At 65.6% G+C, this 24,167-nt stretch carries 23 protein-coding genes; 10 read left to right on the top strand and 13 right to left on the bottom strand.

What is annotated here, in order from left to right; genetic code table 11:
* Positions 1-28: 28 nt before the first annotated feature.
* From HY019_RS07910 to HY019_RS07885, 6 genes are read right to left on the bottom strand one after another with little or no spacing between them, the layout of a single operon-like run.
* On the bottom strand, positions 29-451 hold the full coding sequence (locus HY019_RS07910) for a hotdog domain-containing protein (protein ID WP_290690027.1): 423 nt from the start codon (positions 449-451) through the stop codon (positions 29-31).
* Positions 452-464: 13 nt separating this feature from the next.
* Positions 465-1,232 carry an OAM dimerization domain-containing protein gene (locus tag HY019_RS07905; protein WP_290690015.1) on the bottom strand — a complete coding sequence of 256 codons (768 nt, stop codon included), beginning with the start codon at positions 1,230-1,232 and terminating at the stop codon, positions 465-467.
* Positions 1,229-2,809: a lysine 5,6-aminomutase subunit alpha gene (locus HY019_RS07900; RefSeq protein ID WP_290690001.1), complete on the bottom strand. Its 1,581-nt coding sequence runs from the start codon at positions 2,807-2,809 to the stop codon at positions 1,229-1,231. Before HY019_RS07900 ends, HY019_RS07905 begins: the two co-directional genes overlap by 4 nt.
* Positions 2,806-3,909, bottom strand: a complete 1,104-nt coding sequence (locus tag HY019_RS07895; protein WP_290689996.1) for a hypothetical protein — start codon at positions 3,907-3,909, stop codon at positions 2,806-2,808. Before HY019_RS07895 ends, HY019_RS07900 begins: the two co-directional genes overlap by 4 nt.
* Positions 3,910-3,923: 14 nt before the next feature.
* Positions 3,924-5,018 carry a zinc-binding dehydrogenase gene (locus HY019_RS07890; protein WP_290689994.1) on the bottom strand — a complete coding sequence of 365 codons (1,095 nt, stop codon included), beginning with the start codon at positions 5,016-5,018 and terminating at the stop codon, positions 3,924-3,926.
* A 15-nt stretch (positions 5,019-5,033) separates the two neighbouring features.
* Entirely contained in the window at positions 5,034-6,245 is a 1,212-nt protein-coding gene (locus HY019_RS07885; protein ID WP_290689993.1) for a KamA family radical SAM protein, read from the bottom strand.
* 138 nt (positions 6,246-6,383) lie between these two features.
* On the opposite strand from HY019_RS07885, the gene HY019_RS07880 reads away from it, so the two are divergent.
* Together HY019_RS07880 and arfB are read left to right on the top strand one after the other, a co-directional pair.
* Complete coding sequence (locus HY019_RS07880) at positions 6,384-6,866, top strand: Lrp/AsnC family transcriptional regulator (RefSeq protein WP_290689988.1); 483 nt, start codon at positions 6,384-6,386, stop codon at positions 6,864-6,866.
* Positions 6,867-6,884: 18 nt separating this feature from the next.
* The gene (gene arfB / locus HY019_RS07875; protein WP_290689982.1) at positions 6,885-7,298 is read left to right on the top strand and encodes an alternative ribosome rescue aminoacyl-tRNA hydrolase ArfB; all 414 of its coding nucleotides are present in this window, start codon (positions 6,885-6,887) and stop codon (positions 7,296-7,298) included.
* Here arfB and HY019_RS07870 read toward each other — a convergent pair.
* Both HY019_RS07870 and HY019_RS07865 read right to left on the bottom strand, forming a co-directional pair.
* Complete coding sequence (locus HY019_RS07870) at positions 7,295-8,284, bottom strand: pyridoxamine 5'-phosphate oxidase family protein (protein ID WP_290689979.1); 990 nt, start codon at positions 8,282-8,284, stop codon at positions 7,295-7,297. The genes arfB and HY019_RS07870 overlap by 4 nt on opposite strands.
* Entirely contained in the window at positions 8,281-8,934 is a 654-nt protein-coding gene (locus HY019_RS07865) for a glutathione S-transferase family protein (RefSeq protein WP_290689973.1), read from the bottom strand. The genes HY019_RS07870 and HY019_RS07865 overlap by 4 nt, the downstream gene beginning before the upstream one ends.
* A 109-nt stretch (positions 8,935-9,043) precedes the next feature.
* On the opposite strand from HY019_RS07865, the gene HY019_RS07860 reads away from it, so the two are divergent.
* Positions 9,044-9,973 (top strand): LysR family transcriptional regulator, encoded by a 930-nt coding sequence (locus HY019_RS07860; protein WP_290689969.1) that lies wholly within the window; start codon positions 9,044-9,046, stop codon positions 9,971-9,973.
* Between the two features lie 13 nt (positions 9,974-9,986).
* On the opposite strand, the gene HY019_RS07855 is transcribed toward HY019_RS07860, so the two are convergent.
* Positions 9,987-10,931: an SGNH/GDSL hydrolase family protein gene (locus tag HY019_RS07855; RefSeq protein ID WP_290689967.1), complete on the bottom strand. Its 945-nt coding sequence runs from the start codon at positions 10,929-10,931 to the stop codon at positions 9,987-9,989.
* Positions 10,932-11,132: 201 nt separating this feature from the next.
* Between HY019_RS07855 and HY019_RS07850 the strand changes: the two genes are divergently transcribed.
* On the top strand, positions 11,133-12,308 hold the full coding sequence (locus tag HY019_RS07850) for an HPP family protein (protein WP_290689963.1): 1,176 nt from the start codon (positions 11,133-11,135) through the stop codon (positions 12,306-12,308).
* Between the two features lie 17 nt (positions 12,309-12,325).
* Entirely contained in the window at positions 12,326-12,778 is a 453-nt protein-coding gene (locus HY019_RS07845) for an Rrf2 family transcriptional regulator (RefSeq protein ID WP_290689962.1), read from the top strand.
* Here HY019_RS07845 and HY019_RS07840 read toward each other — a convergent pair.
* Together HY019_RS07840 and HY019_RS07835 are read right to left on the bottom strand one after the other, a co-directional pair.
* A complete protein-coding gene (locus tag HY019_RS07840) occupies positions 12,753-14,741 on the bottom strand; it encodes a hypothetical protein (RefSeq protein WP_290689960.1) in 1,989 nt (662 codons plus the stop codon). The genes HY019_RS07845 and HY019_RS07840 overlap by 26 nt on opposite strands.
* A gap of 150 nt (positions 14,742-14,891) precedes the next feature.
* Complete coding sequence (locus HY019_RS07835) at positions 14,892-15,824, bottom strand: SDR family NAD(P)-dependent oxidoreductase (RefSeq protein WP_290689957.1); 933 nt, start codon at positions 15,822-15,824, stop codon at positions 14,892-14,894.
* A 205-nt stretch (positions 15,825-16,029) separates the two neighbouring features.
* On the opposite strand from HY019_RS07835, the gene HY019_RS07830 reads away from it, so the two are divergent.
* The 3 genes from HY019_RS07830 to HY019_RS07820 all read left to right on the top strand — a co-directional run bounded on the left by HY019_RS07830 (position 16,030) and on the right by HY019_RS07820 (position 19,046).
* On the top strand, positions 16,030-16,911 hold the full coding sequence (locus tag HY019_RS07830) for a metal-dependent hydrolase (protein ID WP_290689955.1): 882 nt from the start codon (positions 16,030-16,032) through the stop codon (positions 16,909-16,911).
* Positions 16,912-17,046: 135 nt separating this feature from the next.
* Positions 17,047-18,432 carry an L-serine ammonia-lyase gene (locus HY019_RS07825; RefSeq protein WP_290689953.1) on the top strand — a complete coding sequence of 462 codons (1,386 nt, stop codon included), beginning with the start codon at positions 17,047-17,049 and terminating at the stop codon, positions 18,430-18,432.
* 143 nt (positions 18,433-18,575) lie between these two features.
* A complete protein-coding gene (locus tag HY019_RS07820; protein ID WP_290689951.1) occupies positions 18,576-19,046 on the top strand; it encodes a MarR family transcriptional regulator in 471 nt (156 codons plus the stop codon).
* A 24-nt stretch (positions 19,047-19,070) separates the two neighbouring features.
* On the opposite strand, the gene HY019_RS07815 is transcribed toward HY019_RS07820, so the two are convergent.
* On the bottom strand, positions 19,071-21,647 hold the full coding sequence (locus HY019_RS07815) for an acyl-CoA dehydrogenase family protein (protein ID WP_290689949.1): 2,577 nt from the start codon (positions 21,645-21,647) through the stop codon (positions 19,071-19,073).
* A 215-nt stretch (positions 21,648-21,862) separates the two neighbouring features.
* Between HY019_RS07815 and HY019_RS07810 the strand changes: the two genes are divergently transcribed.
* On the top strand, positions 21,863-22,672 hold the full coding sequence (locus HY019_RS07810; RefSeq protein ID WP_290689947.1) for a PEP-CTERM sorting domain-containing protein: 810 nt from the start codon (positions 21,863-21,865) through the stop codon (positions 22,670-22,672).
* A 15-nt stretch (positions 22,673-22,687) separates the two neighbouring features.
* Positions 22,688-23,533 (top strand): PEP-CTERM sorting domain-containing protein, encoded by an 846-nt coding sequence (locus HY019_RS07805; RefSeq protein WP_290689943.1) that lies wholly within the window; start codon positions 22,688-22,690, stop codon positions 23,531-23,533.
* A 28-nt stretch (positions 23,534-23,561) separates the two neighbouring features.
* Here HY019_RS07805 and HY019_RS07800 read toward each other — a convergent pair whose 3' ends face one another.
* Positions 23,562-24,158 (bottom strand): sugar transferase, encoded by a 597-nt coding sequence (locus HY019_RS07800; protein ID WP_290689941.1) that lies wholly within the window; start codon positions 24,156-24,158, stop codon positions 23,562-23,564.
* Between the last annotated feature and the right edge of the window lie 9 nt (positions 24,159-24,167).

The following is a 24,167-nucleotide window of genomic DNA, read 5'->3' as shown; positions in this document are numbered from 1 at the left end:
GCTTTGTCGCGATGGGTCGTGATGGGTCCTAGTTGGCCTGGCCCGGCGTGCGTTGGCAGGCTGCTGGCACCACACAGGTCCCCGAGGCGCGGCAGACCACCACGGGCTCGGGCAGCACATCGCAGGCCGAAGGCTGACCGGGCACGTGGGCTGCGCTGATCACCTTGCGCGCCTCGAACACCATCTTGCGCGAGGTCTTGCCCATCGCAACGATGCGGCCCTCGGCTTCGATGTAGTCCCCCGCCCTGACGGGCGCGAGGAACTCGACGCTTTCGTAAGCCACGAACAGGCCTTCGTCCCCATCGCTGCGGATCAGCAACTCGGTGGCCACGTCGCCAAACAGCTGCAGCATCCGCGCGCCGTCGACCAGGTGGCCCGCGTAGTGGGCATCGTGCGCCCCCATGCGCAGGCGGATCAGGCTGGTGAAGGTGGTGTCTTTGGTGTGGTCCATGGTGGCCTCCTGATCAGTGCGCATGGCGCCTGGCCCACTCTTCGATGACGAAGGAGGCCACGTTCTCGGCGTAACACCCCGGGCCGAAGCCGGCGTCGTAGCCCAGCTCCTTGGCCAGCTCATGGCTGATGCGCGGGCCGCCCACCACGAGGATGAGCCGCTCGCGCAGGCCTTCGGCTTCGAGCATGTCGGACAGGCGCGTGAGGTTGTCGAGGTGGATGTTCTTTTGCGTGACCACCTGCGACACCAGGATGGCATCGGCGCGTTCTTCGATGGCGCGGGCCACCAGCGCTTCGGAGTCCACCTGCGCGCCCATGTTGATGGCGCGGATCTCGTGGTAGCTCTCCAGGCCCTTGTGGCCGTTGAAGCCCTTCATGTTCATGATGGCATCGATGCCCACGGTGTGCGCGTCGGTTTCGATGCAGGCGCCCACCACCACCATCTTGCGCCTCATCAGCTTGGCGATCTTCGCGTTGATGGCCTCCTTGTCCAGCACCTCGAACTCGGGCCTGGCCACTTTGATGCGGCTCATGTCCACGCGGTGGCGGCATTGGCCGTAGAGCACGAAGAAGGCAAAGTCAGGACCCATGGCCTCGCTGTGCACCACCGAGGGCTCATCCAGGCCCATCTGCAAGGCCAGTTGGCGCGCGGCCTCCTTGGCGTTGTCGCTCAAAGGCACAGGCAGCGTGAACGACAGCTGCATGCGGCCATCGTCCAGGGTGTCGCCGTAGGGCTTGACCCATTGCGGCGCGGGGGAAGCATGATTCAGGGCATCGCTCATGATGTGTGCTCCTGCTTCGCCTGTGCGGATTCCGGCAGCATCTGCGCCGGGAAGGGGTTGTGGTAGTTGCCCGCCTTGGGGATCACGCCATCCAGGCCCTTGCCGCCGGTGAGCGTGCGCGAGATGTCGGCGAAGGTGCCTTTGGCGATGGCGGCGGGCAGGCCGCTTTGCTCGATCTGGCCGAGCAGGGACACGGTTTCAGCCAGCACCTGCTGGGCGCGGCGCTCGATCTGGCCGCCAGGGGTGAACTGGATTTCATCGTGCAGATCACGCAGGTTGCCAAACACGTAGCGCGCGTTCTGGATGGCCAGGAAGCGGTCCTGCATCAGCGGCGTGTGGATGGCCTCGGTCATCATGCCCAGCAGGTGGATGTTCTGCTGCGTGAGCACGCTCACCACATTGAACAGCGCATCCTGGATGTGGCCTTTGAAGATGTTGCCGGTCATGTGCTTGGTGGGCGGCATGTACTTCAGGCAGGCCTCGGGGAAGACCTGGCGCACCAGCTGGGCATGGGCCAGCTCCCACAGGAAGCCGTTTTCCAGCTCGGGGTTGATCTCGAAGGCATGGCCCAGGCCCATCTGATCGGGCTGGAGGCCTGAGAGGTAGGCGAATTGCTCATTGATCAACTGCGAGGCCAGCACGGTGTGGGCGGCTTCACAGGCATCGGCGGTGGTGAGGTAGTTGTCTTCGCCCGTGTTGATGATGATGCCGGCGTGGGCGTTGACCATGCGCGAGAAGAACTGGTCGACAAAGGTGCGCTGCATGTTGATGTCGCGGAAGATGATCCCGTACATCGAGTCGTTGAGCATCATGTCCAGCCGCTCCATGGCGCCCATGGCGGCGATCTCGGGCATGCACAGGCCCGAGCAGTAGTTGGTCAGGCGGATGTAGCGACCTATTTTTTGCCCGACTTCATCCAGCGCTGCGCGCATGAGCCTGAAGTTCTCTTGCGTGGCATAGGTGCCGCCAAAGCCCTCGGTGGTGGCGCCATAAGGCACATAGTCCAGCAGGCTCTGGCCGGTAGAGCGGATCACGGCGATGACGTCAGCGCCCTGCTCGGCCGCGGCGCGGGCCTGCACGATGTCCTCGTGGATGTTGCCGGTGGCCACGATGAGGTAGAGCCAGGGCGTGCGGGCCTCGCCGCACTGTGCAATGGCGGCATCACGCGTGGCGCGGTTGGCAGCGATGCGCTTGCAGGTGCGTGCGGCCAGTTCATCGGCGGCGCGGCGTGCGGTGGCCTCGCTGGCCTTGCCCTGCGGGCCTTGCAGACTGAGCTGGCCGTTGGCCACGGCCTGGGCCACTTGCTGGATGCCCAGGCCGTGTTCGGCCATGGCGGCGGCCACGGGCAAGGCCGCGCCCTGTTGCAGCAGGCCTTGCGCTTGCAGGTGGCTCACCAGGCGGTTGGGCAAGGGCACCTGGTTCTCATCGACACCATCCACGCCCATGAGACGCAGGGTGGCGCGCTCCACCGAGGTGGTGGTGAAGCGCTGCATGTCGTCGTAGACCTGATGGGCGATGCGGCGTGCCATGTCGCGCGCACGGTCGATCTGGGCCTGGTCCAGCGTGAGGTGACTCATGATCCCTCCTGAAACAACAGCACATCGGTGACGAGGTGCTCGTGCAAGGTCGTGCGGGCTTCATGCACGAAGGCCCGCGCGTCAAAACTGCCGCCATAGGGCGAGAACGGATTGAGGGTGACGCCCAGCAGGCGGATGCCCCGCATGGCCAGCAGCCGGCCTCCGCGGCGCTCGAACGCGGCCACATCGGCCGCATCGATGAAGAGCTTGGTGCCATCGGCCACGACCAAGGTCAGGCCGGGGTGGTGGTCCAGCAGGGTCGACACGGCACGCCACAGCATCTGGCCCACAGCGCCGGAGACGGCGAGCATGGCGATGCCGCCCTCGCCCTTGATCTGGGCCCGCAAGGCGAGCAAAACCGGGCCTGCATTGAGGCTGGCAATGGGCTCGTTGAACAGGCTGCGCCCTTGCCCGTCCCACACGCCCACGCCGCCTTGCACAAAGGTGGCTTGAACCCGCTGCACCATATCAGCAGGAGCCGGCGCGATGCCCAGGATGGCCAGGCGGTCGCGCGTCTTGCGCAGCACGTCGCCCATGCCGCCACCCAGGGCTGCGCCGGTGGCCAGGATCACGCCGTCCGCGATGGCGGGGGAGGCATGCTGGCTGCGGCCCAGTGCGCCATCAAGCAGCACCAGCTCGGCTCCGCATTGCTTGAGCAGCGTGATCACGGTGTGCTGGTCCTGGCTGCGCGAAGGGCCGGCCACTTCCATGGCACCGGCCTCCAGCGCCTTGACGATCAGGATCTCGCCCATGGGGCTGTCGATACCGGTAGAGCCGATCAATCTGGTGCGCACCTTGGCGCGCACCAACGTATCTCGCGCGGTGGCAACCAGGCAAGCTGGCGTGACACTGACTGGCGGCTTGGGGATGGCAAACACCTCATCGCGCTCTTCGCCATCGCGGCCAATGGAGGTGAGCCCCACGGCAAGGTTGTACTGCTGCGCCTGCTGCAGCAGGTGGTTGAGGCACACGGTCTTGCCGGTGTTCTTGCTCATGCCCATCACGGCCACGGTCTGCAGGCTGCGCGCACGCAGGCCTTGCCACAAAGGGCAGGCGCCCCGTGCAGGTGTGCGGTGCAATGTGCTGGCGTGGGTGAGCATGGGGGCCTCGCCGCTCACACGTACAGGGTGTCGAACAAGTGCCGCAGCGCGGCTGACTCACGCAGCAGCGACAGGGCGTACTCGGCATTGCCTCTGGCATAGCCATTGCCCATCAGCATGTCCACATCCTTGCCCACGCCTTCGGCCCCCAGCGAGGCGGCCGTGAAGCTGGTGGCCATGGAGAAGAAGTAGATGCGGCCCCGGTCCTTCGTGGCCAGGATGCTGCCCATCTCGGTGTGGGGCAGGTTCACGCAGTTGATCACCACATCGGCCAGGCGGCCCTGTGTGACCTCGGCCACCGCCTGCATCATGGCCACCGCATTGGTCGCATCCACCTGCAAGGCATGGTCGGCCCAACCCAGTTCGCGCAGGCGCTGGCAGTCCTTCTCGAAGGGCGACACGCCGATCACGCAACCCGTGGGGCCCGCGCGCTTCTTCGCTTCATACACACACAAGGTGCCGGATTTGCCGCCGCCGCCCACCACGACCACGGTGTCACCAGGCTGCACCAGGCGCGCGGTCTGCGCCGGGGCACCCGCCACGTCCAGGATGGCCAAGGCCACCTTCTCGGGGATGTCATCGGGCAGCCGGGCGTACAAGCCGCTTTCAAACAGGACGGCCTGGCCGGTGATGTCGACCTGGTCCTTGTCCTGGTGGATGCGGTGGATCTGGTCGATGCGCAGCGGCGTCAAGGACAAGGACACCATGGTCGCCACCTTGTCGCCCACGGCCAGATCGGTCTTGCCGGCCAAGGCCGGGCCAAGAGCCGCCACGCGCCCGATGAGCATGCCGCCCGAGCCGGTCACCGGGTTGTGCAGCTTGCCACGCTGGGCCACGATGTCCAGGATGGTGGCGGCGATGTGGTCCACATCGCCTTTGGCCGCCTGCTTGATCTGCGTGAAGCTGGCCGCGTCCACATTGAGCGCATCCACGTCAATGAGGATCTCGTTGTCGTAGATCGACATGGTGTTGTCGATGCGCCAGGCGGGCTGGGGCAGCACGCCCTGGGGCTGGATGACGCGGTGGGTGCCATAGGGGCAACCGTGCTGGCCTGGATGCCCCGGCGCATGGGGCACGGCCAGGTCGGCATGGCGCAGATGAGCAGACATGGCGTGGCCCTCCCCTCAGTTGCTTTGCGATGGCAGGCTGAAGTTCTGGCCCAGGCCTGGCATCTCCACGGTCTTGCCGGCGTAGTTGCGGCATTTGATGGTGGTGCCGCTGCCATCAGGCAAGGCTTCTTCACGCACATAGCTGGGGATGATGGGCAGCTTGCCCAGCCCACCCAGGCCATCGACGATGAAGGTGGGCACGGCCGGCCCGCTGATCCAGCCACGCAGGCCTTCGTACAGCTCCAGCATGCGGCGGTGCGGCACGACGAAGTGGTGCGCGCCTTCGACCATGTCGGTCGAGTACACGTAGTAGGGGCGCACGCCCATCTCGACGGCCTGCATGAACAGCTCGCGCATGACCTCCACGCTGTCGTTCACGCCCTTGAGGCACACGCTCTGCAGGCCCATCATGATCCCGGCCTTCTGGATCATCTTGACGCGCTGGCGCAGCAGGGGCGTGATCTCCTTGTGGTGGTTGATGTGGATGTTGAGCATCTGCACGCGGTGCTTCTCCAGCACGGCGCACAGCTCGGGCGTGATGCGCGTGGGCAGTTGCACCACCATGCGCGAGCCGATGCGCAGGAAGCGCACATGCGGCGCACGCGTGCGGATGGCGCCCAGGATCTCGTCGAGCCGCTCGTCGGTGAAGGTCAGCGGGTCGCCGCCGGACAGCAGCACATCCTCGATGTGCTTGTTGCTGGCGATGTAGTCGATGGAGGCCTCGATCTCGTCCTTGTGGACCGAGCCCGTGGGCTGCGACACCATGCGCTTGCGCGTGCAGAAGCGGCACAGCGTCGCGCAGGTGTTGCTGACCAGAAAGAGCACGCGGCGCGGGTAGCGGTGCACCACGCTGGTCCCAGGGATGGTGTCGCGCTCTTCGCCCAGCTCGTCGAGCATGGTGGCGAAACCGGGACGGGTCTGTTCGTGGAAGGACGGCAGGTACTGCAGGCGGATGGGGCAGTTCGGGTCGTCACGGTCCATCAGTTGGGCCATGTACGGGGTGACGGCGATGGCGAACTTGGCGTAGACCGTGTCGTCGACGTCCTCCACCTTGTGGAGCACGCCCATCAGCTCGCGGTGGTGGGTGTAGCGGCGCGCAAACTGCTTTTGCCAGGGTTCGCTTTCGGGGTCGTAGGCTTGCAACTCGTCCCAGCTCAGCAGCTTTTTCGGGGTGGTTGAACAAGGCTTGGACACCAGGGTCACAGGGGCTTCGATGGTGATGGGCATGGCGGCTCTCCTGCATCGGGAGGGCGGGCCAACCGCCGTCCACACCTTCAGTATCGGCAGCCACCACGCCGATGAAAACGCGCAAAGTGACTGATTTATTCACTTCCAATCAGTCAGATTGATCGCGATAATGGCGATATGCCGAAAGCATCATCCCAGCCTGCCGCGCAGCCCGTCCTCAAGCCCAATCTGGACGCCATGGACCACCAGCTCATCGAGCTGCTCAAGGTCAATGCGCGCCTGCCCCTGGTCAACATCGCCAAGGCACTGGGTTGTGCGCGCAGCACGGCACAGCTGCGGCTCAAGGCCCTGGAGGATGCGGGCGTGATCACCGGCTACACGGTGAGCGTGAGCAGCACGCGCGGGCCCCATGTGATCCGCGCCATGGTGCTGATCTCGATCGAATCACGGCATGAATCGACGGTGATGCGGGAGCTGGCCAAGCGCCACGAGATCACCAAGCTGTACTCGGTCAGCGGGCGTTATGACCTGTGCGCCATGCTGCTGACCGACTCCACGCAAGAGCTGGACACCGTGATCGACCGCATCCGCAATGTGCAGGGCGTGATCGACACCTTCTCCACCATCATGCTGTCCACCAAGCTGGACCGGCCTGAGTGAGGCCAGGCGAGGCACGACATGGCTGAGGCACTCATCCCCCTGCGTGAAGACGAGATGGACTTCAGCGCCATCCGGGCCCAGGGCGCGGGCGGGCAGAACGTCAACAAGGTGTCCAACGCGGTGCACCTGCGTTTCGACATCCCCGCCTCGTCACTGCCCGATGTCATCAAGGAGCGCCTGCTGGCCTTGAGCGACCAGCGCATCACCGCCGAGGGCGTGGTGGTGATCAAGGCGCAGGGCAGCCGCAGCCTGGAGCAGAACAAGGCCGAGGCCATCGCGCGCCTGCAGGTGTTGGTGGACAGCGTGGCGGTGCTGCCCAAAGCGCGCAAGGCCACGCGGCCCACGCGCAGTTCACAACGCAAGCGCCTGGAAGGCAAGTCCGCCAAGGGCGATGTGAAGCGTTTGCGCGGGCGGGTGTCGGGGCACGATTAGGCTGGTTCGCCCGGCAGCACGGCCAGTTGCGGCAAGGCGCCTTCGATGAGCCAGCCTTGTGTCACACGCACCTTGAGCAGGCGTTGCGCCCCCTCGAAGCGGGCGAGCTCGGGGCTGTCCAGCAGCACCTCGGCGTGGCCTGCCAGGTGCAAGGTGGCACCGCTTTGAAAGTCCACGAACAGCAGCCCGAGCCGGGGTTGCAGCAGGATGTTGCCCAGCGTGTTGAACATGAAGTTGCCCACGTAGTCCGGGATGGTGAGGGTGGTGTGCGCACCGTGCTCGCCGCCAGGTACCTGATCCAGCCTGGCAAAGCCCACCGGCCCGCCGCGATGAGACACGTCCACACCGCCACTGCGTGCGGGCGATGGCTGGCCCGCGTCGGGTGAGGCCGAGGCGATGAACAAGGTGTCCGCCTGCGCCACCATGGCGCGTGCACGCTCGGACAGCACCGCGCCCTCCGCGCTCACATGGCAGGCAGGGCCGCCGCCCTCACCCGCCTGCCACACCACCCGGCGCGGGTGGATGTACTTGGGGCAGTTGCCAAAACTCTGCCGCACCGCGACCAGCATGCCTTGCGCATCGGCCGCATCAAGCCGGCCGTTCATGCGGTTGCGCCGCCTGGTGTGCGGCTCGATGCCCAACAGGCCAATGGGCGCACCAGGCTGCCACAAGGCGGCCAGCGGGTCAGCCGGCCGGCTCACCTGGCGGATCTGCAGATGCTGCGCATCGGGTGTGTGCATGAAGCCGGGCTCACCCGCCAGGATGGTGGCCCAGGGCTGGCCTAGCGCGTCCAGCCCGGCGGCGATCACAAAGGGCAGTTGCGCAAAGAAGGCCCGGTGCTGGTCGGGCATGTGGTCGCGGATGAAGTTGCGGCCCACCTGCGCCATGCGCTCGCGCACCCCGGTGATGTCCTGCAAGCGCAACTCGCCCGCGTGAAAGGGCGCGGTGGCATCCTGGGCCCGCGGGGAATCTTGGGGCTCGCTCATACCGCCACCGGCGACTTGATCATGCCCACAAAGCCCGGCAAGGCTTCGATGTCGGCCAGCCAGCGTTGCACATGCGGGTAGGGCGTGAGCACGATGCCGCCTTCCGGTGCATGGGCCGTGTAGGTGTAAAGCGCCACGTCGGCGATGGTGGGGGCCGCTGTCGAAGCCAGGAAGCGCTGCGAGGCCAGTTGCGCCTCCATCACCTTGAACAGGTCCTCGGCCAGGGTGTAGGCGCGCGCCTCGATAGGGCGCTTGAACAGCACGCCCGCCCGCACATGCGCCGCACCAAAGGCCAACAGACCGGCTGCGGCGGTCAACCAGCGCTGCACCTCGGCCTCGCCCACCGGGTCACGGGGCAGCCATTGGCCGCTGGTGTCATAGCGGCGCGCCAGGTAGACCAGGATGGCGTTGCTGTCGGCCAGGGTGACGTCGCCATCCTGGATCACGGGGACCTGACCGAAGCGGTTCATGGCAAGGAAGACCGGGGTCTTGTGCTCGCCGCGCCGCAGGTCGACCAGGATGATCTCGGTGGGCAGGTTCAGGAGCGAGAGGAACAACTGCACCCGGTGCGAATGGCCAGACAGCGCAAAGTGGTGGAGCTTGATGGGCTGGGCGGGGGCGGCGGAGTTGGGTGTGGTCTGGGCGTTCATGGGGTCCTGGAGGTTTGAAGTCAACGTGTCGCTACCTTATTCACACTTGAATCTGGTGTGAATAGCCATTTCAGGCAAATGCTTGTTGCACCCATTGCAATAATCCAGCATGGACCGTTTTGAATCGATGCGCATCTTCGTGGCCGTGGCCGAGTCGCAAGGCTTTGCTGCCGCTGCCCGCCAGTTGCGGCTCTCGGGCCCGATGGTGACGCGGGCCGTGGCCGCGCTGGAGGCGCACCTTGGCGCCAGGCTGCTGCACCGGACGACGCGCCAGGTCCGCGTGACCGAGACGGGCCAACGCTACCTGCTCGATTGCAAGCGCATCCTGGCCGAGATGGACGAAGCCGATGCGCTGGCCGGCGGCGCGCATGTCGTGCCCAAGGGCCACCTGATCGTGACCGCACCGGTGCTGTTTGGCCGCATCCACATCGCCCCGCTGCTGATGTCGTTTCTGCAGGCGCACCCCCAGGTCACGGCCCGCGCCTTCTTCGTGGACCGCGTGGTCAACCTGATGGAAGAAGGCGTGGACGTGGCCTTGCGCATCGCGCACCTGCCCGATTCCTCACTGACGGCGGTGCGGGTGGGCGCCGTGCGCCGCGTGATCGTGGCCTCGCCCGATTACCTGGCGCGCCGCGGCGAGCCCATGAGCCCGGCCGATCTGGCCGAGCACGAGGCCTTGGGTTCGTCGACCACCGGAGGGCCGGCCAGCCCCTGGCTATTGGCGGCGCAACCCGGCCAGGGTGACAAGCTGGTGCAAGGCCCGCAGCCCCGCATCCAGTTGACGCTCAATGGTGTCGAGGTCGGGATCATGGCGGCCAAGGCCGGCCATGGCCTGGCACGCGTGCTGTCCTACCAGGTCAGGGACGAGGTGGCGGCCGGGCACTTGCGCATCGTGCTGCAAGCCTATGAGCCCACCCCGATCCCCGTGTACCTCGTGTACTCGGAGGGGCGCAGCGCGGCAGCCAAGGTGCTGGCCTTTGTGGACTTTGCCGCGCAGCAGTTGCGGGCGCACCCGGCCCTGAACCCGCAAGCCGGTTGACGCCGCTGCTTGATCAACCCCTGCGGCGCGCGAAAGCCAGCAGCCCCAGGCCCAGCATGAAGGTCCACACCGTGGCGGGCTCGGGCACGGCAGCGGCGAAGGCCTCGCCCAGCAGCGCATGCGCCGCCGCCGTCGGGTGCACGCCGTCCCAGAACAGGTAGCTGTCCGGGTTGCTGCAAACGGTCTTGGCCGTGCTGTTGAAGCAGGCGTCGGTCGTGTTGAAGCCCTGACCTTGCATGATCTGCGCCTGCGCGGCCATGAACGCAACCGTGTCAAACGACTGGATCTGCACGCCCGCCAGGCTGCCGGACAAATTGGCCAGCCCTGCGTTGATCAACTGGTTGTACTCCACGGTGCGCAGCGCTGCGGCATCCTTGTAGCCCGGGGTGCCCGCCTCGGCGGCTGTGGACGCTGGCGTGAGCCCCAGATTGGGCATCAGCGGCACGAAGAACTGGCGCGCGCCCAGCTGGTACAGGCTGCTGATGTCATTGAGCAGGTTGGTGGACGCCGTGGTCGAGGTGCTGCTCGACAGCATGTTGGCCCCCGCAAAGAAGTCATTGGGCCCGGCCCATACCACGTACAGGGCGTTGGCATCGGCACTGGCACCGCCCAGGGCGTCCGCGAACATGCCGACCTGCCCTTGCACCCCTGTGCCATTGAGCTTGGCACCGCCGTAGTTGCCCAAGCCCGTCTGTGCGCCACCATAAGCGTAGTCGGTCAGGTTCAGGCTCAACTTGGCCGCCATGGTCTCGACCGCCACCGGGCCGTTGGAAAAGCGCCCATCCACATAAGGCGCGCCAGGTTGCCCGGTGCCGGTGATGGCTTCGGTCAAGGCAAACAGGTTGCCGTTGTCGGACAGGCTGTCACCGAACACGACCAGTTGGGAATAAGCGGCCAGGGCCTGACCGGACAGCGCGGTCGTCAACAGGATGCCCGTCAGGGTGGTGCGGAACTTCACGGCAAGGCCTTTCTGTTTCGTGAGGGAAATCACGGGGATTTTTCACGTCCCCATGCCGGCCGTAAACCGGGTGAATGCCTATGTCCTGGGCGCACGGTCTGTGACACCAAGGGAAATCCGCGGACAGACAAGGACAGGGCCACCCTGATAAGCTGCGTCTCAAATACATCTTCTGCCATTCGATCCCCGCGCTTCGTTCCCATGCAGCCCTCCTCCTCCGAGCAGACCCCCACCTTGCACTGGTTGCGCCAGTCCCACTCCTGGCGCACCTGGTTGCGCGCCTTTCTGCCCGCCCCCATTGCCGTTGACGCCCGTGAGCGCGTGCGGGTGATCGTGGGCGCGCTGATCGGCGTGTTGCTCACGGCCGGCATCAGCCACCTGCTCAATGGCAGCATGGTCGTGGGTGCATGGCTGGTGGCGCCGTTGGGGGCCAGCGCGGTGCTGGTTTTTGCAGCGCCGGCCAGCCCGCTGGCGCAGCCCTGGTCCGTGGTGGGCGGCAACGTGATCTCCGCCTTGATTGGTGCGGCCTGTGCCACCCTGGTGGGTGACGTGGTGCTGGCCGGCGCCCTGGCCGTGGCCCTGGCCATCACGGCCATGTTCCTGCTGCGTTGCCTGCACCCGCCCGGTGGCGCCATGGCCTTGTCGGCGGTGCTGGTGCACGCCAGCCACGGGCACTTTGCCATCGAAGCGGCGCTGCTCAACTCGCTGCTGCTGGTGAGCATCGGGGTGTTCTACAACGCCTGGACGGGCCGCCCCTACCCGCACATGCAGGTGCCCCCGCGCGACGCTGCGCACGCCGGCCAGGCCCGCTTCATATCCCAGGATCTGGACAAGGTGCTGGCGCGCTACAACCAGGTGCTGGACGTCAGCCGCGATGACCTGGAAGCGCTGCTGCAGGACGCCGAGGTCGAGGCCATGCGCCGCCGTGCCAGCGAAGTGCGCTGCAAGGACGTGATGACGCGCGATGTGGTGACGGTGGAGTTCGGCTCCTCGCTGGCCGAGGCCTGGCAACTCATGCGCGAGTGCGGCATCAAGGCCCTGCCCGTGGTGGACCGCTCCCGGCGCATCGTGGGCATCATCACCATGGCCGACTTCCTGCGTGGGGCGGGCCTGAACGAACACCAGGGCATCGGCCAGCGCCTGCGCGCCTTCCTGCGGCCCGATGGCCTGCTGGAATCCGACAAACCCGAAGTGGTGGGCCAGATCATGACGCGCCAGGTGCGGGTCACCAGCGAAGACCGCCATGCGGTGGAGTTGCTGCCCCTGTTCACCGAGGCCGGCCACCACCACATCCCCGTGATCGATGGCGACAAGCGCATCGTGGGCATCATCACCCAGTCCGACTTCGTGCGGGCACTGCACCGCATCGAGGGCTGACATACCATGCTGGCACCATGCAATTGACGCACTTCACGGACCTGGGCCTGCGCGTGCTCATGTACCTCACGCACACGGCCTCGCCCGCACCGGTCACCATCAGCGAGATCGCCGATCGTTATGCGGTGTCACGCCACCATCTGGTGAAGGTCGTGCATTTCATGGGGCAACAAGGCTGGCTCATCACCACGCGCGGCAAGGGCGGTGGGCTGGCGCTGGCGCAAACGCCCGAGCAATACCGGCTGGGCCAGATCATCCGCACGCTGGAACACAGCAAGGACCTGATCGACTGCGCCGACCCGCCTTGTGGCCTGCGCACCAACTGCCAGCTCAAGGGCATCCTGGACACCGCATTGGACGCCTTCTTTGCGGCACTGGACCGCTACACGCTGGCCGATGCCGTGGCCTCACCCACCAGCGAGGCCATCGTCATGCTGCACCTGCTCAGGAGTCCGCCACGATCTTGCTGATGTAGCGGCGGCCCTGCTCGTCCTGCGCGATCAGCCACAGGGTGAACTGGATGGCATCGGCCGGGACCAGGCCCGCGAACGAGGTCAGGGTGAGCTGTCTGGACGACATCGGGATCAGCGTGACCACCTGTTTGACCGGCGCCGACGCGGTCGAGGTGATCACGGCGCGCACCTCCACCATCCGCAACTGCGGGTTGGCGGCGGCCCAGGTGTTCCAGCTGAAACTCAGGCCATTGGTCATGTCGGTGCTGGTCAGTGGCACCGTGGTGACGTTGTCCATCATGGGGTAGGCACTGGCCGCCAGATTGGTGGGCAGCTCTGCCGTCAGGCGCGTGGTGTAGACCTTGTCGGCCACGAACTGGCCCAGCAGCGGGTCGGCCGGGAAAGGGATCAAGGCCGTGGAGGTCAGCTTGTAAAGGGCACCCGGCACCACATCCGAGGTGCTCAAGGGGCCGACCTGGGTCACCGCCAGCACCTGGTCCGTGATCAGGTCACCGGTCTCCGTGGGCACGAGCAACAAAGGCCCGGAGCCCGAGGGCGGCACGTATATGGTTCTGGCGGAGCTGTTGGGGTTGGGCAGCCCCAGGCGCGGCGCGTTGCCAACCAGGGTCGACACCGTGCTGAGGTCCGTCTGCAAGCCCAGTCCGGTGCCCCCGCTGACCACGCCATGCGAGGTCCACTGCTGCCAGGTGGCGGGATAGAGGTAGACCGCGTTGGCCGAGTCGTTGCCGACGAAAGTCCAACCCGCCGTGGAAGACCAGCTCGCCACGTTCTCGAACACCTGCATGATCTGGCCGGTGCTGCTGCTGCGCAGCAAGGACGCAATGCGGACCTTGGCGCAGCCACCCGAGGGCACGGGGTCGTCCAGGCAACCCACGACCTGGAAGGCGCTGAGCTGGTAGCCCGCCGTGCCATAGGCCACGAACTGGTCGATCAAACCGCCCCAGTCCAGCCCGTTGAAGTAGTTGTACGAGGCGGACACGATGGGTGCCCGGGTCAGGTTGTTCGGGTTGAAGCTGCCGGCTGTCACACCCGGCACCGCCAGCAAGTCGTTGATGCGCGACTGCAGGGTGGACAGGTCCGCCACGTGGGCAATGGTGGTCGAGTTGGTGGTGGTGATCCGCGAGGACGTGATCGCGTTCGACGCCACCGCGGGTGTCGCCAGAGACAAGCCGGTTTTGGCCGTCGTCAGGTTGACAACCACTTCCGAGCTGCCCGCCAGGATCAGGCTGTTGGACAGCCTCAGCACCTCATTGCCGATGACGTCCTTGCCCAACTGAACCTGCACCCCGTCGATGAGCGCGTCCATGCCGGTCTTGTCGGCATGGAAGTTGGGATCCGAGAAGATGTTGAGCGTGGCCTTGTTCAAGGCCGTGGGCTTGACACCCGCCAGATTGGGCGTGATGACGGTCAGCAGGAAACCATTGGCGGCCGTCACGGCAGCGCTGTTGCCCAGGCGCGTCCAGGTGGTCGAATCGATGCTGGAGGGCGTGGTGAAACGAGGCCGGGGGTCGCCACCCAGCAGCATGGCCACCACGGCATTGGTCAGCGGCGTGATGTGGGCCATCGTGGTCTGCCCCGCCGTGCCCGACAGCACCACGGTGTGCAGCACAACCGGGTTGCCGGCCATGTCCACACCCGCGGCCTGCACCAGCAGCGGGAACTTGACAGAGGGTGAACTCAAGGGGAGCTGGTACTCGCCGCTCACCAGGCTGGCCAAGGTCGAGCCTTGTGAAGCGCCATTGGCGTCAATGACAGAGACGGTCGCGCCGATCAAAGGGGCGCCCTGGGCCGCCACGCCGCTCAAGGTCACCACACTGGTGGATGCGCCCGCACCGGAGCCACCCGACGACGAAGATGCCCCACCACCGCCGCCACCACAGCCGGCCACCAGCAAGGACAGGGCGATGCCACACAGCCAGGCCATGAGCGGCGCGCGCTTGCGTATCAATGGTGTCTGCATGGCACAACCTCAGGAAGAAATGGACGCACCCTAGGCAAGGGTTCGCGTCATTCTTCTCCCAGGATGCCAGCCTGGAAACCCGGATTAAAAGGCGCTTGGGCACCCAAATGTCCCCCTTGTGTGCCCTCCTTCACGCCTTGAAACGCTTTTTCAGCGGCCAGCCGTCACCTGGGTCATGACCTTGGCCATCTCCTGCTGGGATTGGGCCAGCCCGCTGCCGGGCACCGTCTCATTGGCCTGCGCATTGATGCGGGCAAATTGCGCGGCCAGTTGCTCGGGCGCATCCGGCCCGGCGCCGATCAGCAGGCCATCGGTCAGCGTCACGTGCGAGGCGGCAAACACCCCTGCCCCGGCACACAGGATGGCGCGCGTGGGCGCCTGCTCGCTGGCCAAAAAGAGCACGCCAGGCGTGACGCTCTCGGGCGTCAGCAGCTTGAGCACCTCGGGCGGCATGATGTCCTCGGTCATGCGGGTGGCCGCCGTGGGCGCCAGGCAGTTGACGCGCACGTTGTACTTCTCTCCCTCCAGCGCCAGGGTCTGCATCAGGCCGACCAGGGCCATCTTGGCCGCGCCGTAATTGGCCTGGCCAAAGTTGCCAAACAGGCCCGAGGACGAGGTCGTGAAGATGATGCGGCCATAACCCTGCGCCTTCATGGCCTCCCAGACCGCCTTGGTGCCGTAGACGGCGCCCATCAGGTGCACGTCCACCAGCAGGCGGAAGTCATCGAGCGTCATCTTCGAAAAGCTCTTGTCACGCAGGATGCCGGCGTTGTTCACCAGGATGTCTACCCGGCCCCAGGCCGCCATGGCCTGGTCCACCATGGCCTGCACGGCCACGGGGTCGGTCACCGAGCCGGTATTGGCCAAGGCCTCGCCGCCGGCCGCACGGATCTCGGCCACCACGCGGTCAGCGGCCGACTCACCTGCGGCGGCGTTCACCGACCCATCGCGCGCCGCGCCCAGGTCATTGACCAGCACCTTGGCACCACGTGCCGCCAGTTGCAGCGCGTGGCTGCGGCCCAGGCCGCCACCGGCGCCCGTCACGATGGCCACACGGCCGTCAAAGCGAATGTCTGCACTCATGTCTTCAGTTCACCAGTTGAACAACACAGCCCACATCATGCGCGATGCGCAACTTGGGTAGAAACCCCAAAGCGCGTTCCGTGAGGAATGCGCGAACGCTTCCCCGTCTGTCGCCATGGATGCCCTCGTGTCGCCTTGACGTATACGTCAACCGACCAACTTCTTCGTAAACTGGTATCAAACAGTTACCGAGACAACACCCACCATGAGCGACTACAAAGACAACGCCCCAGGCGAGATCGTTCCCCGCGAAAAGCTGGACTTCCATCTCGACGAGAAGACCCCGCGCTGGTGGTTCGGCGGCAAGGCCTTCCAGACGCGCCTGTTTGACGGCATGCAAGCAGCCTTCCCCGATGGCGAGCGCTACTTCATCACCAGCGTGCGCGCCTTCCGCACCCAGATCACCGACCCCAAGATGGCCGAGGACGTGAAGAACTTCATTCGCCAGGAAGGCCAGCACGGCATTGCCCACACCCACTACAACGACCTGCTGCGCAAGCAAGGTGTGGACGTGGACAAGATCCTGGTGGACGCCAAGGCCCTGTTCGACAAGTACAACCGCGTCTACTCGGCCGAGTACAACCTGGCCCTGACCGCCGCCTTCGAGCACTTCACGGCCATGATGGCGCAGATGCTGTTCGAGACCAAGGACGTGATGGCCCCCGCCGACGAGAACGTGCGCGCCATGTGGGCCTGGCACGCGATCGAAGAAATGGAGCACAAGGCCGTGGCCTTCGACGTGATGCAGCAAGTGGCCAAGGTGGGCTACTTCAAGCGCTGCGCCGCCATGACCCATGCGCTGTACAAGGTTGTGGTCGACAGCATGCGCCTCACCAACCTGCTGCTCAAGGGCGACGGCTTCTCGTTTGGCCAGCGCATGGTGATGTGCGTCAAGGGGGCGTGGTGGCTGTATGGCCCCGGCGGCCTGTTCGCCCGCAACACGCTCAAGTTGATGCAGTACTACAAGCCCGGCTTCCACCCCTGGCAGCACAAGGTCATCCACAGCTACCCCGTGTGGATCAAGACCTACGAGACCACCGGCGACCCGATGCGCGCGGGCCAGGCGCTGTTCAACGCGGCTTACTGATTTCGCCGCCAGCGTGCAATCTGCAACGCGGCGGCCACACCAAGCGCACGCACTAGGGCGAACCCCGTCTTGCTGCGCCGAGGCAATCGGCGCCAAGATGACCCCATCCTGACCTGATCAGGACGGGAGCCCTTCATGGCTGTCTCGGTATTCGATCTGTTCAAGGTGGGCATCGGCCCATCGAGTTCCCACACGGTGGGCCCCATGCGGGCCGCCAGGCTGTTCCTGCTGCGCCTGCAGGCAGGCGGCCTGCTCGATGCCACCCACCGCGTGGTGGTCGATCTGTATGGCTCGCTGGGTGCCACCGGCAAAGGCCACGGCAGCGACAAGGCCGTGATGCTCGGCCTGATGGGCCATGAGCCCGACACCGTGCCTGTTGACGACATCGCGCAGCTCATGGCGCAGGTGCACGCAGACCATGTCATCAAGCTGGCCGGCACGCACGAGCGGGCTTTCGACCCTGCACGCGACATCTGCTTTCAGCACAACGAGACCCTGCCCTTTCACCCCAATGGCATGCGCTTCACGGCGCTGGGCGATGCCGCCCATGTCCTGCTGCAAGGCACGTATTACTCGGTTGGCGGCGGCTTCGTGCTGAGCCAGGAAGCGGTGGACGACACCGTCAGGCAGGCCAGCATTGCGCCCGACGCCACCGTGCTGCCGCTGCCCTTTCACAGCGGGGCGGACATCCTGTCCCTGACCGCGCAACACCACATCAGCGTGGCCGAACTCATGCGCCGCAACGAGCGCCATTGGCGCAGCGATGCCGACATCGACGCCGGCCTCATGCGCATCTGGCAAGCCATGCAGGCCTGTGTGCAAAGGGGTTGCGTGCACACGGGCGTGCTGCCGGGCGGCTTCCAGGTCACGCGGCGCGCACCCGGCCTGTACCAGCGCCTGGCCGCGGTGACCACCCAGACCGACCCGCTGCACGTGATGGACTGGGTCAACCTGTATGCCCTGGCCGTCAATGAAGAGAACGCCGCCGGTGGCCGCGTGGTCACCGCGCCCACCAATGGCGCAGCCGGCATCGTGCCCGCCGTGCTGCACTACTACCGCCACTTCGTGCCGGGCGCGACCGATCAAGGCGTGATGGACTTCCTGCTCACGGCCGCCGCCATTGGCCTGCTCTACAAAGAGAACGCCTCGATCTCCGGCGCCGAGGTGGGCTGCCAAGGCGAGGTCGGCGTGGCCTGTTCCATGGCCGCGGCCGGCCTGTGTGCCGTCTTGGGTGGCACCCCTGCCCAGATCGAGAACGCCGCCGAGATCGGCATGGAGCATCACCTGGGCCTGACCTGCGACCCGGTGGGCGGCCTGGTCCAGATCCCCTGCATCGAGCGCAATGCCATTGCGGCCGTCAAGGCCATCAACGCGGCCAGGCTGGCCTTGCATGGCGACGGCTCGCACCGTGTCAGCCTGGACAAGGTGATCCAGACCATGCGCGAAACCGGCGCGGACATGAAGGACAAATACAAGGAGACCGCGCGTGGCGGCCTGGCCGTCAACATCGTGGCCTGTTAAATGAAGCCGGGGGGCACGAACGGGAAATGCGCCCTGAGATCGTCAGGATGTCATGCGCTCGCCCTGTGTGACCTTGGTCCTGCACACGAAGCGGGCCAGCCTCCCTACAATGGCGCCAGCACAGCGATCCAGCAAGAACAACAATGAGCGACTCGGAACTCTTCGTAGCCCACGTGCCAGGCATCCAATACGGTGTGCTGGACTCCCTGATGGGTTATGCCATTCGGCGTGCCCAGATCAGGATGTACGAGACCTTCATCGTCGCGCTGGAGCCCTGGGGCATCACGCCGCCGCGTTTCTCGGCCATGGTGATCGTGTCGCTCAACCCCGGTCTCAAGCTCACCCAGCTGGCCAAGATCATGGGCATCGCGCGTTCAGGTGCGGTGATCCTGGTGGATGCGCTGGAAGAGCTGGGCTATATGCAGCGCCTGCCCGCCCCCGAAGACCGCCGTGCCTTCAGCCTGGAGCTGACCGACAAGGGCAAGGCCGACCTGATCAAGATCACGCAAGCGGTTCAGGATCAGGACCAGCAGGTCACCCAACCATTGAGCACCACCGAACAGACCGAACTGCACCGGCTGCTGCTCAAGCTGTGCGACATCCCCACAGCCTGACGCTGCCGGACTGCTGACACAACCTCAAACCCGCTCCAGCAGCCACTGGCTGCGCCACGCGGCCCCGCCCAGCAGGCACTGCAACTGCCGTGCATCCTTCATGCGCTGCGCCTGCATGCTGGCACTGCTGTAGCCCTGCGCCCCCATGATCTGCACACCGTCCACCGTCAAGGCCACGGCCAGTCGGCCCACATGCAGCGCGCTGTAATGCGCATCCTGGCCACTGCTGCCACCTGAGAGCGCGGCCCACAACAGGCCCTGCATGCTGCTCAGGCGCTCTTGCATGCCCGACAGGATGCGGCGCACCTCGCCCCACCCCAGCAAGCTGCCACCACCCTGCTGCCGGGACGCCGCATGGGCAATGGCATCGCGCAAGCTCGCGCGTGACAGGCCGCACTGCATGGCCATCACCGCAGGGGCCAGCTCGGCAGACAAACGCCTGAACAGGCTCGCCCCCTGGCCGCCCAGCAAGGTGCACGGCACACCACCGAACTCGACATCGTTGATGCCGCAGTGGGGCAGCCCCAATGTGCGGATCGGCTCGCCACGGATGACGGCGGGGTGGTTCAGATCGACCACCGCCAGCTGCATGCCCTGATCACGCCCCTGCACCGGCAACACGGCCCAGCGCGCATGCGTGCCCAGCAGCAGCATGTCGACCTGACCACGCAGATAACCTTGTGCATCCACCGCGGGCCAGAGTTGATCGTGGATGTCATGGCAAGCGGGCCAGGCCAGCCACTCGCCCGCCAGATCCTGCATCAGCGATTGCTCATCCAGTGAAGGCTGCGCCGCACTCAGCGCCAGGTGCGCTGCGGCACTGCCATACACCGCGGCGGCCGCGCTCGGGTCCACGCCAGACAAGGCTTCCAGCACGCGGCACAAGGCGTCAACCGGTTGCCCCTGTGCACCCCATTCACGCTCACCACACAGATTGGCCCAGCCCAGGCCATGCATGTGATCCAGCGCCGCCACACCTTTCAGTGCCGGCAACTGCGCATCGGCAAAACCTTGCGCCACATCCAGCCACGCATCCCCCTTGGCTTGCGGCCAGCGCATGGCGGGGTCGGCCACCCCCCAGACTTCAGACTCGCGCACGAACACGCGCACGCTCGGGTCCTGGCGCACACGGCACTTGAACAGGTTCACGCGGTTGAGCTGGTCCGTGCCTTCATACAGTTGCAGCACCTTGGCGTCGCGCAGGCGTTTCTCAATGCCCAACTCATGGCGCAGGCCATCGGCCCCGGTCAGGTCCAGCGCAAGGTTGGCATTGGCCATCGCCAGATCGCTGCCCGCGAACTTGGCCATCGAGGCCAGGCCCGAGATCAGGTTCTGCCACTCGCGTGGCTGGGCATCCAGAAAACGCTGCTGGAACCACTGCGTCGCATCGGGCGACTGCAGCACGCGCCGCGCCGCAAAGCGCCACACACTCGCCGGTGCCAGCTTATCGGCCCAGTACAGCGGCCTGAAGAACATCATGCGGAACAAGCCACCCATGCCATTGGCCAGAGCCGACTCCAGATAAGCCTGTCGCGCCAGCGAGGCGTTCTTGCTCATCTCGGCCAACGTGGTCTGCGCCCATTGCTGCTCGATCAGGCGGCCCGCCGGCAAGACCTTGCGCGCAGCGTAATCACGTGCGGCTTCGCACACCCCCCGCGCCGTGCCGGCCGCAAAGGCGCCCACGCCCGCACGCGTGCACGACAAGACATAGTCCAGCAAGGTCTGCGCGATATCACGGTAAGCGCGCTTGAGGCCCTTGGCCCGCTGGCGGTCGATGGCCACGCATTCGGCTGGCACCCGACATTGTTCAAACACCAGCTCAGAAGCCACGCAGGCCTTCTGCCCGACCTTGTCGATCAACTCGCCGCAACGCACACCGGGTGAATCAGCACGCACGGCGAGCACCACCATCGTGTCGGCAGGCTGGCTCAGGTCCTCGTAGGCCACCACCATGTGCCAGCTCGACACATGGCCGTTGGAGATATAGGTCTTGCGGCCCGACAGCACGTAGCTGCCATCGGGCTGTGCCACGGCCTGCGTGAGCAGGCTGGCATGCGGCAAGAGCTGCGTCTCGGCGGTGTCGGTACCGGCCAGGGCTTCATTGAGCGCCAGGCTCAGCAGGCACGGCTCACCGCGCCGCTCGCCCGCACAGACGTCCCCGAACACGCGCGCGGCCAGCCGCAGGTTCCAGCTGGCCGTCAAGGTGGCCACACCCATGTAGTGCACGCCGATCATGGCCGACACACCCACGCAGGCCGAGGCCACCTCCTCCAGGAAGGCATACAGCGACAGGAAGTTCCAGCCCTTGCCGCCAAACAAGGTTGGCAGCCACAAGGTGAACAAGCCCCACTCACCGGCCTGACGGATCAGGTCACGCGGGATGTAGCTGGGGTCATCCAGGCTCTGCCGATCGATCTGCAGCGCCATGGGCCGCACGACTTCAGCGTTGAAGCGCCGCGCCAGCTCCAGCGCATCGACCACATCCTGGCGGACCGACGAGGGCAGATCGCTGACCGCGGCCAATGCGGCCGACCAGTCGGCCACCGACTCGCGCAGGCGCTCGGCATCGACCGTGAGGCCGCGTTCCTTGATGGATGGCAAGAATGCGCCGTCCGGGTGGGTCATTGTTCAGGCAGGTTCGCGTTTACAACAAAGGACATCGTCAGGGCAAACCTGTCTGCCATCTGATGCTCGCCAGCCCCTATTATCGAAGGCATGGAAAGTGCGCATCGCGTATTTTTTGAAAATGAATGCCGATCGGCACAGAACTTGTGACGAGATCGAGCCCAAATACAAATTCACCAGGGAGCATGGCCATGCCAAATCACACCACGAAGCGCTGGAAATGGGCTGCGGGCGCAGCATGGGCCATGATGGCATCGGTGGCGATGGCCGACACGGCCGCGCCCCTTCAGGTGCTGACCCCGAACGGCAGCTGGAGCTGGGACGGGGTGCTCGGCATGCAAGACCGTGGCACCAGCACTTTGTCGCTGTCCTCTGAGCTGTGGGCCATCCATGGCACGCTGTATGGCGGCGCAAGCTACCCCACCGGGACGCCCAGCTGGAGCACGTCGGCCAGCACCCCTGTCATCACGCAGAACACCTACAGCATCGTCAGTGGGCCAGACAACGCGGTGTACGAGATTGGCTCGACCGGAGGCTTGACCCTCACGGCCACCTATTCAAGTGGTTCGCTCACCATCACCGATCTGTCCATCAACTTCGGCACCAAAGTCATCTCCGCTACCCTGATCGGCGGCAATGGCCTGGGCCAGCTTCAAAACGTGCCGATCTGGACCGTCGATCACATCAGCAGCACCGTGCTGGGCTGCCCTGAAAACGGTGGCATGTGCGATGCAGGAGGGTTGAGTTGGCAAAATCAGCCCCAGCACAGGCTTGACACCATCTCGACCGGCTTGCACCTGACTGCAGAGGGCAATCAGGCGTTCCAGCAGGCCATGGGTTGGCAAGAAGGCGTCTCGCCGTCTTTCGACTTTGGCACGCTCTCCACATCCACGATGTTCCTCTCCGGCCCGGCCCTTCACGCTGTGCCTGAACCTGGCACTTGGGCCCTGATGGGCCTGGGCCTGGTCGGCCTGTGCGCGGCTGCACGCCGTCATACTTGATCAGCGGCATCAACCATGGGCAGTAACTTTCCAAATGGCGCCGCTTTGATGCTGGGCGCCGTGCTGGCAGCGGCGTCACCTTTGGCCACGGCCGAGATCGATCTGGTCAGCGGGCCCTTCACGGTCACCGCCATCGACCAGCCCATGCCCAACCGTGACGCGCATTTCTTTGGCGGGACCAACCTGTTCACGTTCAGCCCCGACTTTCTCGATTTCATGGACGCCCTGGCCGTCAGCGCCAGTTCCTACGGAAGCGGCACGACCACCGCCTTGAAAGACACCGAGGGCTTCTTCATGGAGGTGAGCAACACCACCCAAAGCACCTCGGTGGCCATGGACCTGAGCAATGGCAAGGTCTACGGCCTTGGGACCAATGGGGGCATGACGCTGAATGCACCGGAGCGAGCCGCTGCATCCGGTGGTGGCAGCCTGACCATCACGAACCTGTCGGTGGATTTCGGGACCAAGGTGATTTCGGGCACCATCATCGGTGGCAACGGCGTTGGCACGATCGAACACCTGGCGCTCTGGACGGCGGACTCGCTCACCACCCAAGTCACCGGGTGCCCCTCATGGAGCTTGTGTGACAGCCCATTGAGCACGGACTACGCGCTGTCTGCCACCCTGTCCGGGCTCCACCTCAGTTCGCAAGCGTCCAGCACATTCGCCAGCGCACTCGGCTTGCGGGCCCTGGGGAAAGCCGTCCTGGCCAACGCTTATGACCAAGGCTGGTTCAAGGTGAGCGCTGTGATCGAGACGCCCAAGTGGTATGGGATCTCTGTCGTGCCTGAGCCTGGCACCTGGGCGCTGATGGGCCTGGGCCTGGTCGGCCTGTTTGGCGCTACACGCCGCCGCGCCTGAAGGTCTCTGGACGCTGCGGCCTCGGATCTCAACCGCGCACGATCACCCTGATCGTGCGCCAGATCAGCCGCACATCCATCCACACCGAGGCCTGGTCCACATAACTGGCTGCCAGCGCCAGCTTGTGGGGCAGCACCTCGTGGATGTAGGCCTGCTCGGGGTCGGTGGCTTGCGCCAGCACGCTGCTTTCATCGCGGTACTCGATGGACGCGATGTCCGTGATGCCCGGCCTGACCGACAGCACTTTCTCACGCATGGCCGCGGGGTAGTGCGCCACATAACGCGGCACCTCGGGGCGTGGCCCCACCAGGCTCATCGAGCCCACCCACACATCAATCAACTGCGGCAACTCATCGAGCTTGGTGCGGCGCAGGAAGCCACCCACGCGCGTGATGCGGCGGTCAGCCCCCACCGTGATCTGCAGGCCCTGGCCACCCTGATCGTGGCGCATGGTGCGGAACTTGTGGATGCGAAACGGCTGGCCATAACGCCCCACCCGCTCCTGCCTGAAAAACACCGGCCCGGCTGAGTCGAGCTTGACGGCCAACGCAATGAGCAGCAGCACCGGCGCCAGCGCCAGCAGGCCCAGTGAAGACAGCACGAGGTCGAACAGCCGCTTGCTCATGTCAAACCA

The organism is Aquabacterium sp. (assembly GCF_016195855.1).
GTDB lineage: Bacteria > Pseudomonadota > Gammaproteobacteria > Burkholderiales > Burkholderiaceae_C > Aquabacterium.
This window is presented reverse-complemented; position numbering and strand designations above follow the sequence as displayed.